The organism is Phocaeicola oris (assembly GCF_021295095.1).
Classification (GTDB): domain Bacteria; phylum Bacteroidota; class Bacteroidia; order Bacteroidales; family Bacteroidaceae; genus Phocaeicola; species Phocaeicola oris.
Map to the genome: position 1 here is coordinate 79,028 of NZ_JAJLQX010000002.1, position 15,406 is coordinate 94,433.

Below are 15,406 nucleotides of genomic sequence, written 5' to 3' on the forward strand. Positions count from 1 at the left end.
TATGAAGAAGTATCCGCTTATATTATTAATTTTACTATTTGGTATCACTCTTATCGGATTGAACAGTTGTAATGACGATAATTGTTCTTTGACGACCACATCTGCTGCCACTTTTGATCTTCTGAGCAGCAACAGTCACTCTTCCATAGCCTTAACAGAAGCCGTTACTATTACAGCCTCAACAACAGCCGATGTTATTGTCCGAGATACGCTTCCGGACGGATCTGTTGTTGATAAAGTTGTCAAGGACTCTATTTTAAACGATACTATTTATAATGCTGAAAAAAAATTAAGCAAATTGAAAATACCACTCAGCTATTCAACGAAAACAACCATTACCATTCAATATACGGAATTGCTAAAAGATGAAATAGAAATAAAACACCGTCCTATTCCATTTGTCAGTGATATCAATTGCGGCGTTCTCATGTTTTATCAAATAGAAGATATAAAATATACTACGAATGCTTTAGACTCCATTACCATCGCTAATCCAAAAGTTACCAATGAAGAAACAGTTAATTTCAATATGTATTATACTATTGCTGAATAGCATTGTACTTGTTTCTTCAGCTTTCGGACAAGAAGAGAAGAAAATTCGCTTTAAGAAAGATGTGGAAAAAGAACAAGCAGAAGCGAAAACAGAGAGAAAAATACAGTATTCCAAGGTAAAGTTTTTTCAAGGAGTATCTGCCGGAGTGGATATCTTTGGGTTAATCAATAAAACTTTGGGTGGTGATTACAAAAATATCGAAACAACTTTCCAAGTCAATTTAAAGAACCGATATATGCCTATTGTAGAAATAGGACAAGGCGCTATAGATATTACCAATAATGAAACAAATGTGCATTTTAAAACCTCCGCTCCCTATATAAGAATAGGTATGGACATGAATATGATGTACAAAAAACCGGAACTGCCGGGTTACATTACTCTTGGAGTTCGGTTGGGACATACATCATTCTCATACGATGTAAACGCGCCCAATTTAACTGATCCCAATTGGAAAAACATCACTATGCCATTCTCATATAAAGGCGTTAAATCGAATGCCAATTGGTTGGAAATAGTTGTTGGAGTTCGAGCTAAAATAATAAAAGGATTACGTATGGGATGGTCTGTTCGCTATAAATCACGATTGAGTATGAAGAAAAACGAGAATTCTGACCCATATTATATTCCCGGATATGGCAAAGGAAAAAAATCGACCTATGGATGTACTTATAATATATCCTATGATTTGCCATTCTGATAATGGATTACTTATATGACAATATTTGAGATTTGGTTAGTTGCCATTAGTTTGGCTATAGATTGTCTCTCTGTTTCTATAACCTCCGGCGCTATATTAAAAGAAATCCGTTGGAAAACATTTGTTACAATGGCTTTCTTTTTTGGTCTGTTCCAAAGTCTCATGCCTTTACTTGGCTGGATGGGTGCCAACAGTCTTAATGAATATATTCAGGATTATGACCACTGGATCGCATTCGGATTATTGATCATTGTTGGAGGAAATATGATTAAAGAAAACTTTTCTAAAGAAGAAGAGCGCCACTTTAATCCATCTAATCTGAAAACAATTATATTGCTTGCCATTGCTACGAGCATTGATGCTATGGCTGTAGGGATTACGTTCGCATTTACCGGAATGAATACGTTAACTTCCATAGTGTTCCCTATTCTCATATTTGGTCTCGTGTCTTTTATCCTATCTATCGCAGGAAGCATGATTGGCGTTTTCTGTGGAAAACGTTGGAACTTGAATATGGAATTATGGGGTGGCATCGTTTTAATATGTATTGGAATAAAAATATTAGTTGAACATCTTCATCTTTTCGACTTATGAACAGAAAAAAAATTATTCTTGAAATTGGCTTTTTAATCCTACTATTAATAGGAACAATAATCATTCTGAATAGGCAACCACCATTCCGAACAGATGATGGAATGATATTTGGTACCATGTATCAGATTACCTATCAGAGCAACAAAGAACTGAAGAATCAAATTGAGGAAGAATTAAAGAAAGTAGACTTTTCACTCTCCCCTTTTAATAAGAAATCGGTCATTACAAAAGTTAATCAGAATCAAGATGTACCATTAGACACCATGTTCACTCATGTATTTAACCTCGCCCAAAAGGTATCACAAAATACAAACGGAGCCTTTGACATTACTGTTGCTCCGCTTGTTAATGCTTGGGGATTTGGATTTAAACATGATATTACCCCTGATTCAACGGCAATCGACAGTTTGAAAACCTTTATCGGGTATAAAAAAGTTCGTTTGGAAAACGGAAAGGTTATTAAGGACGACCCTCGCATAATGCTTGACTGTAGTGCTATTGCAAAAGGATATGGCGTTGATATCGTTGCCGGCTTCCTCGATTCTAAAGGAATACAAAATTATATGGTGAATATCGGTGGCGAGATCGTAGTTAAAGGTAAAAATCCAAAAATGAATAATTGGCATATCGGTATCAATAAGCCCGAAGAAGATTCTCTCTCCATCAGTCAGGATATTGAAACAGTACTGTCCTTAACAAACAAAGGAATGGCAACCTCAGGCAACTACCGCAACTTCTATTATAAAGGAGGCAAGCGATATGCTCATACCATTGATCCAAGAAGCGGCTATCCTGTTCAACACAGCATTCTATCGGCCACAGTATTAGCAAATGATTGTGCTACTGCCGATGCTTACGCTACTTCGTTTATGGTGATGGGACTTGACTCTGCCATGAACTTCTGTCGAGAGCACCCTGAAATAGATGCCTATTTCATTTGCGCGGGCGAAGGAGAAAAATTCGATTTGCAATATACCGAAGGGATGAGTCGTTATCTCGTAAAGAAAAAGTATTAAAGGAAAAATTGATACATACAGATTACATTTTATATCCATTGAATTCACTTTAGAATACGATAACAAAAGTTGTAATATACCCGCTTAAGGGTATATCGGCTAACATGATATCGCCACCTTGTATAGCCATTATCTTCTTAGATAACGGCAACCCTATGCCACTTCCCCGATGTTTTGTAGTAAAGAATGGAATAAATATCTCGTTCCGTACGTCAGCAGGAACCGGTGTACCATTATTGCTCACAAGCAACTTGCCTTTAGACACTGTCCCTGTATGGTCCTTACTTCTGCCATCAATCCCTTTTACCGCATTATCTCTATTAATAGTCATCCATCGTATATCAATTTTAGTGGCACAGGCTTCTACAGCATTCTTAATTAAATTAACCAGCACCTGACGCAAAAAATTAATATCAGTAAACACTACCACTGTTTCAGGTATACTGATTGTCCATTGCATACCGGAATAAAGCGGACGAACAGTGGCAATAAAATCTGCTAAAGATACATTTTCAGGTGATGGAGCTTGTAATTGAGTGAGCTTGCGATAACTATCCACAAAGCTTGTCAATGAGATTCCTGTATGATGAATGGCTTGCAGACCTTCTTCCAAATCAGTGCCTTTGATTGAAGGATCAGAAAGATAAGCCTGACTGATACTATTTATCGGTGCAAGTGCATTCATAATCTCATGTGTCAAAACCCGTGTAAGCTTTTCCCATGATTCAATTTCATTCATAGTCACTTGCTTGGCAATTTCCTCACCAAAGCTGTTCAGTGCTTCTTGCATGGCACGCTCCCCGAATAATAAACCGTGCGTAGGCAGATGAAAAGTAAAATCGTGATTCTTTATAGCTTCTTGCATAAGCCATGCCATCAATTTAAGACGACGTTGGTGACGTATCATCATATATATAATGACAACTATAAACAGGATCATCGCAAATCCAACCAAAACTGTCAATGTGGGTGCTGCAAAAGCTGTTGCCATAGTTATATTTTCTTTATTTTAGCATAGAGGGTCTGTCTCGTTATGCCAAGTAATTCGGCTGCCTTAGTTATATTACCATGACACTTATCCAGAACCTTCTGTATATGCCGAATCTCCAGTTCATCTAAAGGCATGACACTATTGGTACGATCAATGACATCTTTAAGTACACGAAGAAGTTCATCATTATCCCAAGGCTTGGTTACAAAATCGGCAGCCCCGCTCTTAAGCCCACGAACAGCCAATCGAATATCAGCATAAGCCGTGATAAGGACAACCGGAATATCGGGATGTCGTTTCTTGATGGCTTGAAGCCACATTATACCTTCTTGTCCGGTGTTTGGCGACGCAGTATAGATAGAAGCACTCGTTAAAACATTCGAATCTTTCGGTTCTGAGCTTGTGGAAGGAAAGAAATTCATATCAAGTAATACAATATCCACAACCTCTTGCTGCATAGTAAGAAGAATCTTATCGGGAGTACTTAAAGTAAGTACCTTACTAAAGGTTCCTTTCAAACATATCTTCAAGGCCGTGAGGATTTCTTCACTATCATCGACTACAAGTATCGTTCCGTACATCATCTGATTTAATTATATAATGCAAATATAGCATTTACCGTCTAAAAAACATACAAGAAAGTGTCTAATATTCATACAATCAGCTTTTATAAGCTATATGAGAGATACATATTCTATTCAAAAGAGATACTTTTGTTCAGGAAATAACGATAATCGAATCAAAAAAAACTTTAGCGAAATATGATAAAAACAGAACAATTGACCAAAATCTTCCGTACAGATGAGATGGAAACAACAGCCTTGAACGGCATTAATTTAGAAGTTGAAGAGGGCGAATTCGTAGCCATAATGGGACCATCAGGATGTGGGAAATCAACGTTATTGAATATCATAGGACTACTTGACAACCCTACGTCCGGCAACTACTTTCTTGACGGGACGGAAGTAGGTCACCTTAAAGAAGGCGCACGAACTGAATTCCGTCGTGGCAAGATAGGATTTGTCTTCCAATCGTTTAACCTTATCGACGAACTAAACGCGGAAGAGAATGTAGAGCTCCCACTCAAAGCCTTAGGCGTTCCTGAAAAAGAACGAAAAAAACGAGTGACTGAAATTTTACAGAAGATGCGTATCAGCCATAGGGCCAGACATTATCCGCAACAGCTATCGGGAGGACAGCAACAGCGAATAGCTATAGCAAGAGCTGTAGTTACCCATCCAAGCATTATACTCGCCGATGAGCCTACCGGTAATCTCGACTCCAAAAACGGACTTGAGGTCATGGAACTGTTGAGAGAGCTGAACCATAACGGCACAACGATTATCATGGTTACCCACTCACAGCACGATGCCACTTATGCCAATCGCATAATTAACTTATTCGATGGTTGTATTGTGGACAATCTCGGTAATCTTCTTTAAAAACGCTCATTAAAAACAAACCTATAAAAAGATGAAGACATTCTTCAAATTCTTACTTCAGAACAAACTTTATACAGCTATAGAGGCTTTCGGACTGTCTGTTGCTTTGGGTTTCGTGTTGCTATTGGTGTCCTACTCCAAAACGGAGTTTAATGTAGGCAACAACTTACCTAACTCAAATAATATCTATGCTTGCGGAACAGGCGATTTTATTGGCATGACCTTAGGAACGGCACCCGAACTTTTCCCATCCATCCCAGAGATAAAAGAATGGACGCGTATAGTGAACATGGGAGACGCGGACATCATGGTAGGTGATAACTATTATAAGGTGAAAAACACGGCTATAGACCAAAACTTCTTCCGATTCTTTGGCTACCAAGTCAGTGGGAACGCATTGGTCGGAAAGGATGATGTCATCATCTCCTCTTCGTTTGCCCGAAAAGCTTTCAAGGAAGAAGACCCCGTTGGGAAAACTATCCGCTATAACAAAAGCAATTTACGTGTCACCGCTATCGCTCAAGATTTCGGACCTGAAGATCTTTTTGAAAAAGTTGATATCATGTTCAACGCCGATCGCATGAAAGATCAAATGTCATGGATGGATAACTTCGGTCCTACCGCCATATTCTTTACCATAGCACAGGGAACTTCTCCGGAAACAGTAGAAAAGAAGTTACTTGACAAATATTGCGACTACTGGAACTATTATAAACGCGATGGCAGCGACGGGTCTTTCATCTATGGCTCTACGATAACTCGAATGAACGATATCTATTTTTGTAATCTGGACGTTAGTTCGCCATTGAGACACGGAAACAAGAATACCGTCAAAATACTCAGCATAGTTGCGCTAATTTTACTTGTTTCGGCCATATTCAATTATATCAATCTGACCGTTGCGCAAACAGGTAAGCGTGCCAAAGAAATGGCTATTCGACAACTGATAGGACAACGTCAAAGTTACATACTGCGCCTTTATATGGAAGAGGCTTTTATCTTCACAGCCGTATGTTTCATCATAGGATATTTCATTGCATTGTTATTCCGATCTGTATTTAATCGTTTACTCAGCACTGACATTGTTCTTGTCCCTGACACCTCAATGATGTTGATCATCTTAGCGATATTAATTACAGTCTCCTTTGCGTCAGGACTAATTCCGGCACTCTTCGCCTTACGCTTTAAGCCTATTGATGTGGTAAAAGGGAATTTTCGCTTCAAAAGCAAAATGGTATTCAGCCGAATATTCATCCTATTGCAGAACGTAATCAGTGCTGTTCTCATAGCTATCGCTATCACCATGACCATGCAAATACACCATTTGGCTACCTTACCCATGGGATATAATACGAAAGATGTTATTGAAGTATGGTCTTACAGCATCGGATTTGGTCATGAGAAACAACAAATCTTACAGCAAAGACTCAAGGCTTTACCACAAGTTGTGGAGATCGGTATAGGATCGAATACTCCTATGCAATGTGGGATAAACGGCTTGATGACAGACAACAGTGAAAAATATTCGTTTATGAAAACGGCTTATATGGACAGCACTTCGTTCCATATACTCGGATTTAAAGTATTGGAACAATACAGTGACCCTTTGCCCGGAAAGACATGGATTGACGAGGAAACCAAACAACGTTACGGAGTTACGGCGAATAACAATATAATTGGAAAAAAGAACAAAGGCGATGTATATGATGTGTGTGGCATTGTGGCGAATTATCGCAGCGGAACAGCCGTAGATACTCCTTATAGCGATCAACATAATGCTATCTACATAATGGGAGATGAGAACGATAGGTATGGAGTGCAATATGTAAAAATCCGAGGAGACCACAGTAAGGCATTGGCTGCCGTCAAAAAAGTCTGCGCCGATGTAGCCAAAGAAATTGTTGGTATGCCCATTGACGTAACAGCGACATACTTAGACGAACACTTAAACGACAGCCTAACGGAAAATCGCAATACAATGGCATTGGTGATAACATTTATGACCATTTCTATCATCATTTCCACTTTAGGCTTAATAGCCATGTCAACATACTACACCGGACAGCAGAGAAGACAGATAGCTTTGCGTAAAGTATTCGGCTACAAGACAAACTCAGTTGCCAAATGGTTATCGCTTAACTTCTTTAAACTTACTGTCACGTCTGTAGTAATTGCAGTTCCCATAAGTATCCAAATCATAAGGCATTATCTTGAAGGTTTTTATTATTCCATTGCTTTTCCATGGATAGCCATTCTTTTATCTGTAATCATAACAGTCATTATAACATTGGTCTCTACTACAGAACAAACTATACAAGCAGCTTTAAAAAATCCTGTAAAGACCTTAAAACAGAACGACTGATGGCAAATCACTTCAAAACTCCTACCTGAAAGTATGCTAAACACATACAGATATTTTTAACAAGATGTCTTTCAGACCTTTAATGCCGATATATACAATCGAGTAAACTGATACGTATGAATCATTCAATTCATGCGGATCAGTTGCTCAATTGATGCGGATGAGTTGCTCGATTCATGCGGATGAGTTGTTCGGTTCATGCGGATGAGTTGTTCAACTGACGCGTATCAGTTTGACTTTTTATTAATATGACATTATAAAATGATTCTAATTCGTTGATCTCATGTTAACATAAGCATAAAATATCAAAAACCATCATTCCCTGAATTCACGTTAGTTTAATTACATGTACATTAAACATAAAAAAAGATAAAACCTTTTACTTTTAACAAGTTATTTGTTTATAATAGTTATATTTGCATGTTAAATAATTAACTTAAAGCGTCAATTTAAATATGGAATCTTCAATGTACGATACCTTACTTCAGTTACCCCTCTTTCAAGGACTTGGGAAAACTGATCTGACAAACATCTTGAGTAAGGTAAAACTATCATTTCACACTTATGCCCCTGAAGAAACTATAGTTAAACAAGGTGACAAATGTGAAGAATTAATGTTTTTTCTAAGCGGACAACTTGTTGCCGAGACAGAACACGCAGATGGTAATTATACTTTTTCCGAGGTATTCTTAAAACCTATGGTAATAGAGCCCTATTCCCTTTTCGGACTTCACCCGAACTATCATTCAACTTATAAGGCACGTCATGAAGTCAGAATGTTGATTATCAATAAAAAGTATATGCTGACGGAATTAAATCATTATGAAATATTCCGCATCAACTACTTGAATATTCTTAGTAACCAAGTTCAAAATGAACATAATAAGTTGCATAAAGTTTATACAACAGGAATCAGAAAAAAGATTATAAACTTTTTAGCTATACAAGCATTAAAACCGGAAGGAGAAAAGTCAATCCGGATAAAGATGGAAGACTTGGCCAATATCATAGACGAGACACGTATCAACGTATCTCGGGAGTTGAATGACATGCAGGATAAAGGTTTGATAGAATTAAAACGCAAATCAATTATCATTCCTGCTTTGGAAAAACTTATCAACGCCAACTAACAGCTACTCCTTTTATCATATTTATTCATAACAATGAGCGAACAAAATCCGTTTCTAACTATATATCAGACACCACATCAGACTGTCCCGTTTAACCTTATCAAGGTAGAGCACTACGAACCTGCCATGAGAGAAGGAATGAAAAGGGAAGAGGATGAAATTAACGCTATTATTAATAATCCCGAAGAACCTACGTTTCAAAATACCATTGAAGCACTTGATCGATCGGGGCAGTTATTGGAAAATGTCACAACGGTATTCGGTAATTTAATGAGTGCCGATACCAATGATGACATGGAAGCCATCGCGGAGAAGATGATTCCTATCCTCACAGAGCACAGTAACAATATTACATTGAACGACCGACTTTTCCAACGCATAAAAACAGTCTACACCCAACGTGAATCATTGAATCTCAATGCGGAGCAACTTATGTTGTTGGAAAAAACATACGACGGATTCATTCGTAATGGAGCTAACCTTTCGGAGGAGGACAAGCAAACATTCCGCAAATTAAACGCGGAAATGGGAATGCTCACTTTACAGTTCTCCCAGAACTTATTAAAAGAGACTCACAACTACGAAATGGAAATTAGCAAAGAGCAGTTGGATGGAGTTCCCGATAATATTATTGAAAGCTTTGCAGAGAATGCCAAAGAGCGAGGTAAGGAAGGTTACATAGTAACACTTGACGCGCCCAGCTATGGTCCTTTCATGAAATATGAGAAAGACCGTGAACTGCGAAAAGAGATATACATGGCCTACTCTACCCGATGCACCCATGATAACGAGTTCAACAATCAGGAAATTGTAAAGAAACTGATTAATACACGATTGGCATTAGCCCAACTATTAGGTTATCCGACCTTTGCCGATTATGTTCTGAAAAAGCGAATGGCAGAGAACAAAGAAAACGTCTACCGGTTACTCCGGCAATTGCTTGACGCCTATTTGCCTAAAGCAAAAGAAGAAGTGGCCAAAGTAGAATCGGTTGCAAAAGAGCAAGAAGGAAAAGAATTCAAGCTGATGCCATGGGATTGGGCTTTTTATTCGAATATATTGAAAAATAAGGAATACCAGCTGAATGACGAAGAGCTCCGCCCATACTTTGAGTTAAGTCAGGTAAAGAAAGGTGTATTCGGATTAGCAACTCGTTTATATGGCATCACATTCAAAGAGAATAAAGATATTCCTGTATTCAATAAGGATGTAACAGCATACGAAGTTTACGATAAAGACGGTCAATATTTAGCGGTGCTGTATGTCGATTTCTTCCCAAGGAAAGGCAAGCACGCCGGCGCATGGGAAACCGGTTACAAAGAGCAATGGATAGAGAATGGAATCAACAGTCGTCCACATGCTTCTCTGACTATGAACTTCACAAAGCCTACGGCAGATAAGCCCGCGCTTCTCACATTCGGCGAAGTAGAGACTTTCTTGCATGAGTTCGGGCACTCATTACACAGCATGTTTGCCAATACCACCTATGCCAGCTTAAGCGGAACAAACGTGTATTGGGACTTTGTCGAGCTGCCATCGCAATTCATGGAGAACTTTGCGTACGAGAAAGAATTCCTCAATACTTTTGCACGTCATTATAAAACCGGCGAACCCATCCCGGACGAATTGATTCAAAAAATAAAGAATACAGCTAATTATAACATTGCGTACGCCTGTATCCGTCAACTCAGCTTCGGATTCCTCGATATGGCTTGGTACACACACACCACTCCGTTCACAGAAAATATCATGGAATATGAAAAAAGCATCGGAGATAAGACACGTCTGCTCCCGAAAGTTGAAGGCACTTGTATGACGGTTCAGTTTTCTCATATCATGGCCGGAGGTTATGCTGCAGGATATTACAGTTATAAATGGGCAGAAGTACTGGATGCAGACGCATTCTCCTTATTTAAAGAAAAAGGGATTTTCAATCAAGAAGTTGCCACTTCATTCCGAGAGAATATTCTCTCGAAAGGTGGAACAGAACCTCCTATGGTATTATATAAAAGATTCAGAGGACAAGCAGCGTCCATCAATGCTTTACTCCGAAGAAACGGGATAATTAAATAAACCTGTCGATGATGAAAATAAAACAAATACTTTTATTACTTTTGATAGTCCCTTTTTTCTGCAATTGCAGTACAAAAGACGATGTGAATGAAATTTTTATCTCAGGAACATGGACTGTAGTGAACTTTTTTACAACCTCTAATTGGAATAATACCAAAAAGGCTATACCTGAATATACATCAACAAGCGATATAGCTCAGCTAAAGAGCCTGAAACTGACATTCAATGAAGCCGGTAGTTTTATCGGCAGCCTGACTAATGGAACAACCTTTGATGGAACTTGGACGGCCAACGGAAGCAATCGAACGATTACCTTTCCTATTAACATTAAGACCTCAGGAACATTGAATAAAATGGATAGAGAATTCATCAATGCCTTGCAAAACGCTAAATATTATAAAGGAGACTCGAAAACCTTATTAATCGGTAACAACGATAAGAACAGTTACGTACAACTTACGCATTATAATTATTAAGATGACTAAAGCAGAAGAAAAACAGCATATATTAGATAAGAGATACCTCCGGATGGCAGAAATCTGGTCGGAAAATTCTTATTGCCAACGGAGAAAAGTTGGAGCTTTAATTGTAAAAAACAAAATGATCATTTCGGATGGCTATAACGGAACACCTTCCGGATTTGAAAATATTTGTGAAGATGACCATAATATGACAAAACCTTATGTGTTACATGCCGAAGCTAATGCCATTACAAAAATTGCACGTTCGAATAACAGTAGCGATGGAGCAACAATGTATATCACCGATTCTCCATGCATTGAGTGTGCAAAACTGATTATTCAAGCAGGTATTAAGCGAGTCGTCTATTGTAAAAAATACCGTCTGGATGACGGACTAAATCTGTTGAAAAAAGCTAATATTGAGGTTGTTTATATTGATTACGAGAATGATATTAATAAAAGCAAATGACCATGGATAAAAAAAATAAATCACATTTTATTCCTATTATAGCAGCAGTATGCATCGTACTGGGCATTCTTATTGGAACCTTTTACGCTAATCATTTTTCAGGAAACCGATTAGGTATCATTAATGTTTCATCAAATAAGTTGAACGCATTATTGCGCATCGTTGAAGATCAATATGTCGATGAGGTAAAGATGGACGACTTAGTTGAAGATGCCATGCCTCAAATATTGGGAGAACTTGATCCTCATTCCGCGTATATTCCGGCAAAAGATCTGGAAATCGTGAACGATGAACTGTCTGCCAGCTTCAGTGGAATTGGCGTTCAATTCACTATTAATAATGACACTATACATATTAATAACGTTATCCACGGCGGACCATCCGAAAAAGTAGGCCTTATGGCCGGCGATCGAATAGTAGCTGTCAATGATACAGCTTTTGTTGGAAAAGAGGTAACAAACACCAGTGTCCAAAAGAAATTAAAAGGACCAAAAGGCAGCTCTGTTAAGATAGGCATTTACCGTCAGGGAGAGAAAGACATGCTCAACTTCACCGTTGTCCGTGGTGATATTCCTCAAAAAAGCATCAACGCATGTTACATGATTGATGATAAATACGGATACATAAAAGTTGATAAGTTTGCTGAAAACACATACGGTGAACTGCTTTTCGCACTTGCTAAGTTAAATAAAAAAGATTGCCAAGGGCTAATCATCGACCTTCGAGAGAATGTCGGTGGATTTATGGCTGCTGCCATCCAAATGATTAATGAATTTCTACCGAAAGACAGGCTGATTGTATATACACAGGGACGCAAATCCCCTCGAAAAAATTATTTCTCGAATGGAACCGGCTCTAATCAGAGTATGCCTATTGTCGTGTTGATAGATGAAGGCTCTGCTTCTGCAAGCGAAATCTTCTCAGGTGCTATTCAAGACAACGACCGTGGTATAATTGTCGGACGCCGCTCTTTCGGAAAGGGGCTGGTACAACAGCCTATTGAATTCAGCGATGGCTCGGCCGTCCGTCTGACTATCGCTCGTTATTACACCCCATCGGGAAGATGCATTCAGAAACCATATAATAAAGGTAATGACGAAGCTTACGAAATGGATATCATGACGCGTTTCGAACATGGCGAGTTCTTCTCACAAGACAGCATCAAACAAGATGAAAGTAAAGTTTATTATACATCGCTCGGACGTCCTGTTTACGGAGGCGGAGGCATTATGCCCGATTACTTTATTCCGGCAGATACTACAGGAATGACCTCATATTTCCAGATGGCACGCAATCGTCGGTTAATTGTTCAATACAGCTTCGACTATACGGATAAAAACCGTGAAAAGTTATCAAAGTATAATGATTGGCCTTCGTTACTGAAATATTTGAAGACACAAAACTTACTTGAAAAGTTTGCCCAATATGCTGAAAAGAAAGGGCTAAAGCGTCGGAATATACTGATGAACAAAAGTAAAGAACTTTTCGATTTGAACATTTATGGAAACATCATATATAACATGATGGACATGGAAGCTTACATTGAATACTTAAACCAATCGGATACGACAGTAAAAAAAGCACTTGATATTCTGGAAAAGAATGAAGCTTTCCCAAAAGCTCCCGAGCAGAAAAATAAAAAAGATGCTGCTTAATGGATAAGAAAGAACTCCGAAAACAAATAGCATTAGAAAAAAAGAAACATGAAGCAGCGGAACTGAAAAAGAAATCGGTTACGTTGCTTTCTGCTTTGGAACAATCGGAACGATTCCAAAGCGCAAAGACTATTCTGCTCTACTATTCCCTACCCGATGAAGTCTACACGCACGACTTTATCAGTCAATGGTATACAAAGAAAAATATCCTTCTTCCCGTAGTGAAAGGCAATGATTTAGAATTAAGGAAATATACCGGTCCGGACAGCCTGCATTTAGGAGCTTTTCACATAGAAGAACCGGAAGGTGAACCTTTTGTCGATTATCGACAAATTGATATAGCCATTATTCCCGGAATCTCATTCGATGCTTACGGGCACCGGTTAGGGCGCGGACGCGGATACTACGATCGACTCCTGCTAAAACTCTCAACTTATAACATAGGTATATGCTTTTCTTTTCAAGTCTGCGCAAAAGTACCTACTGAAGCATTTGATAAAACGATGGATGAAGTCTGGACAGAGAACGGCCGACTTTAATGAAATATAATGTCTACAATAACTTGAGAGCCTACTTTCTCATTCAGGCTTTTCACGAGGATTTTACGAGCCATCATCAATTCCTGACGAAGCGGAGCGGAAGTAACATGCACATGTAATGTCTGATTCTTGATAAACAAATCAGTGGTATATTTAACAATGACGGAACCTACCACCTCCCCCCACGAGTTAATAAGCCGGTGCTCGTTTAATGGTGCCTCCAGTCCCTGCATCCGCAAGAACTTCATCACCAGATTACCTATATTTTGCGCTTTATTCCTCTCCATTATTCTTATGATTCCGTTCTGTAACCAATCCGTCAACTACATCAAACACTTTATATTCACCTTGAATCTTCTGAAGAATATAATCCAAATGATCGCGGTTGGTATCTGTCATAAAAATTTGCCCGAACTGATCACCGGCCACCAACTTTACAATCTGCTCCACACGCGAAGCATCCAATTTATCAAATATATCATCTAATAATAATATAGGAGTCGTTTTTCTACCCGTCCGCTTCAAAAACTCAAACTGAGCCAACTTCAACGCAATCAAATAAGTCTTATTCTGTCCCTGAGAACCTTCACGACGAATAGGAAAGTTAGCCAGTTGCATAATCAAATCATCCTTATGAACGCCTTTCAAAGAAAAGCCAAGGATACGGTCTTTCGGGCGGCTCTCACGAATTTGATTTAATAACAAACCATTCGCGGCGTGCGACTCATAAGCAAGATTAACTTGCTCTCTATCAAGAGAGATATGACTATAAAAATTTTGGAAGATAGGAATAAACTCGTTGATAAACTCGTTTCGTTTGTAGAAAACCTCCTCACCGGCTTGAGCCATCATCTCCTCGCACACCGAAACCAAAGAATCGTCCGGCTCTTCTTCCTGCTTCATCAACGCGTTCCGTTGAGCCAAAGCCCGATTATAGCGAATCAACGCCTCCAGATAGTTCCGATCATACTGCGAGATAACCACATCCATAAACCGGCGACGTTCATCACTGCCTCCGGAAATCAGCTCGGAATCGGAAGGTGACACCATAACCAAAGGAATCAATCCGATATGATCGGACAACCGCCCATAATCTTTCTTGTTTCTTTTAAAACGTTTCTTTGAGCGAGGCTTTAACCCACAATAAATATCCTCCTTATCACCATCCTCATGAATATATTCGCCTTGAATGACAAAGAAGTCTTGTTCATGCCTGATATTCTGAGAATCAATGGGATTAGAGGCACTTTTACAAAAAGAAAGATAATAAATCGCATCCAACAGATTTGTCTTCCCTACCCCGTTCTGCCCTATAAAACAGTTCATCTTAGGTGAAAAATTCAAATCCACCTGTTCCAAATTCTTGTAATTCAATATAGAAATGCGGTTTAATATCATCCTCTTCTTTATTTGCTGTACAA

The 15,406-nt window shown here is 38.8% G+C and carries 16 protein-coding genes; 12 read left to right on the forward strand and 4 right to left on the reverse strand.

Annotated features, from left to right (window positions below):
* The first annotated feature begins 1 nt into the window (after window position 1).
* The 4 genes from LO761_RS01835 to LO761_RS01850 are packed head-to-tail and all read left to right on the forward strand — an operon-like array spanning window position 2 to window position 2,863.
* Window positions 2-553 carry a DUF6452 family protein gene (locus LO761_RS01835; protein ID WP_272816634.1) on the forward strand — a complete coding sequence of 184 codons (552 nt, stop codon included), beginning with the start codon at window positions 2-4 and terminating at the stop codon, window positions 551-553.
* Window positions 507-1,253 (forward strand): DUF6048 family protein, encoded by a 747-nt coding sequence (locus LO761_RS01840; protein ID WP_272816635.1) that lies wholly within the window; start codon window positions 507-509, stop codon window positions 1,251-1,253. The genes LO761_RS01835 and LO761_RS01840 overlap by 47 nt, the downstream gene beginning before the upstream one ends.
* A gap of 15 nt (window positions 1,254-1,268) precedes the next feature.
* Entirely contained in the window at window positions 1,269-1,847 is a 579-nt protein-coding gene (locus LO761_RS01845; protein ID WP_272816636.1) for a manganese efflux pump MntP, read from the forward strand.
* Window positions 1,844-2,863 (forward strand): FAD:protein FMN transferase, encoded by a 1,020-nt coding sequence (locus LO761_RS01850; protein ID WP_272816637.1) that lies wholly within the window; start codon window positions 1,844-1,846, stop codon window positions 2,861-2,863. The genes LO761_RS01845 and LO761_RS01850 overlap by 4 nt, the downstream gene beginning before the upstream one ends.
* Window positions 2,864-2,912: 49 nt before the next feature.
* Here the strand turns inward: LO761_RS01850 and LO761_RS01855 are convergent, their stop codons facing one another.
* Complete coding sequence (locus LO761_RS01855; protein ID WP_272816638.1) at window positions 2,913-3,854, reverse strand: sensor histidine kinase; 942 nt, start codon at window positions 3,852-3,854, stop codon at window positions 2,913-2,915.
* A 2-nt stretch (window positions 3,855-3,856) separates the two neighbouring features.
* Window positions 3,857-4,438 carry a response regulator gene (locus LO761_RS01860; protein WP_272816639.1) on the reverse strand — a complete coding sequence of 194 codons (582 nt, stop codon included), beginning with the start codon at window positions 4,436-4,438 and terminating at the stop codon, window positions 3,857-3,859.
* A gap of 177 nt (window positions 4,439-4,615) precedes the next feature.
* Here LO761_RS01860 and LO761_RS01865 point away from each other — a divergent pair, with 177 nt between their 5' ends.
* From LO761_RS01865 to LO761_RS01900, 8 genes are all read left to right on the forward strand, one after another.
* Window positions 4,616-5,296, forward strand: coding sequence for an ABC transporter ATP-binding protein (locus LO761_RS01865; protein WP_272816640.1), 681 nt, complete (start codon window positions 4,616-4,618; stop codon window positions 5,294-5,296).
* A gap of 31 nt (window positions 5,297-5,327) precedes the next feature.
* Window positions 5,328-7,658, forward strand: coding sequence for an ABC transporter permease (locus LO761_RS01870; protein ID WP_272816641.1), 2,331 nt, complete (start codon window positions 5,328-5,330; stop codon window positions 7,656-7,658).
* Between the two features lie 455 nt (window positions 7,659-8,113).
* Entirely contained in the window at window positions 8,114-8,788 is a 675-nt protein-coding gene (locus LO761_RS01875; RefSeq protein ID WP_272816642.1) for a Crp/Fnr family transcriptional regulator, read from the forward strand.
* 33 nt (window positions 8,789-8,821) lie between these two features.
* On the forward strand, window positions 8,822-10,861 hold the full coding sequence (locus tag LO761_RS01880) for a M3 family metallopeptidase (RefSeq protein WP_272816643.1): 2,040 nt from the start codon (window positions 8,822-8,824) through the stop codon (window positions 10,859-10,861).
* An 8-nt stretch (window positions 10,862-10,869) separates the two neighbouring features.
* Window positions 10,870-11,337, forward strand: a complete 468-nt coding sequence (locus LO761_RS01885; RefSeq protein ID WP_272816644.1) for a DUF4847 family protein — start codon at window positions 10,870-10,872, stop codon at window positions 11,335-11,337.
* A gap of 1 nt (window position 11,338) precedes the next feature.
* Window positions 11,339-11,791 (forward strand): dCMP deaminase family protein, encoded by a 453-nt coding sequence (locus tag LO761_RS01890; protein WP_272816645.1) that lies wholly within the window; start codon window positions 11,339-11,341, stop codon window positions 11,789-11,791.
* A gap of 2 nt (window positions 11,792-11,793) precedes the next feature.
* A complete protein-coding gene (locus LO761_RS01895) occupies window positions 11,794-13,446 on the forward strand; it encodes a S41 family peptidase (protein WP_272816646.1) in 1,653 nt (550 codons plus the stop codon).
* Entirely contained in the window at window positions 13,446-13,985 is a 540-nt protein-coding gene (locus tag LO761_RS01900) for a 5-formyltetrahydrofolate cyclo-ligase (protein ID WP_272816647.1), read from the forward strand. The genes LO761_RS01895 and LO761_RS01900 overlap by 1 nt, the downstream gene beginning before the upstream one ends.
* On the opposite strand, the gene LO761_RS01905 is transcribed toward LO761_RS01900, so the two are convergent.
* Together LO761_RS01905 and recF are read right to left on the reverse strand one after the other, a co-directional pair.
* Window positions 13,982-14,272: a DUF721 domain-containing protein gene (locus tag LO761_RS01905; RefSeq protein WP_272816648.1), complete on the reverse strand. Its 291-nt coding sequence runs from the start codon at window positions 14,270-14,272 to the stop codon at window positions 13,982-13,984. The two genes, LO761_RS01900 and LO761_RS01905, sit on opposite strands and share 4 nt — an antisense overlap.
* On the reverse strand, window positions 14,259-15,383 hold the full coding sequence (gene recF, locus LO761_RS01910; protein ID WP_272816649.1) for a DNA replication/repair protein RecF: 1,125 nt from the start codon (window positions 15,381-15,383) through the stop codon (window positions 14,259-14,261). The genes LO761_RS01905 and recF overlap by 14 nt, the downstream gene beginning before the upstream one ends.
* Between the last annotated feature and the right edge of the window lie 23 nt (window positions 15,384-15,406).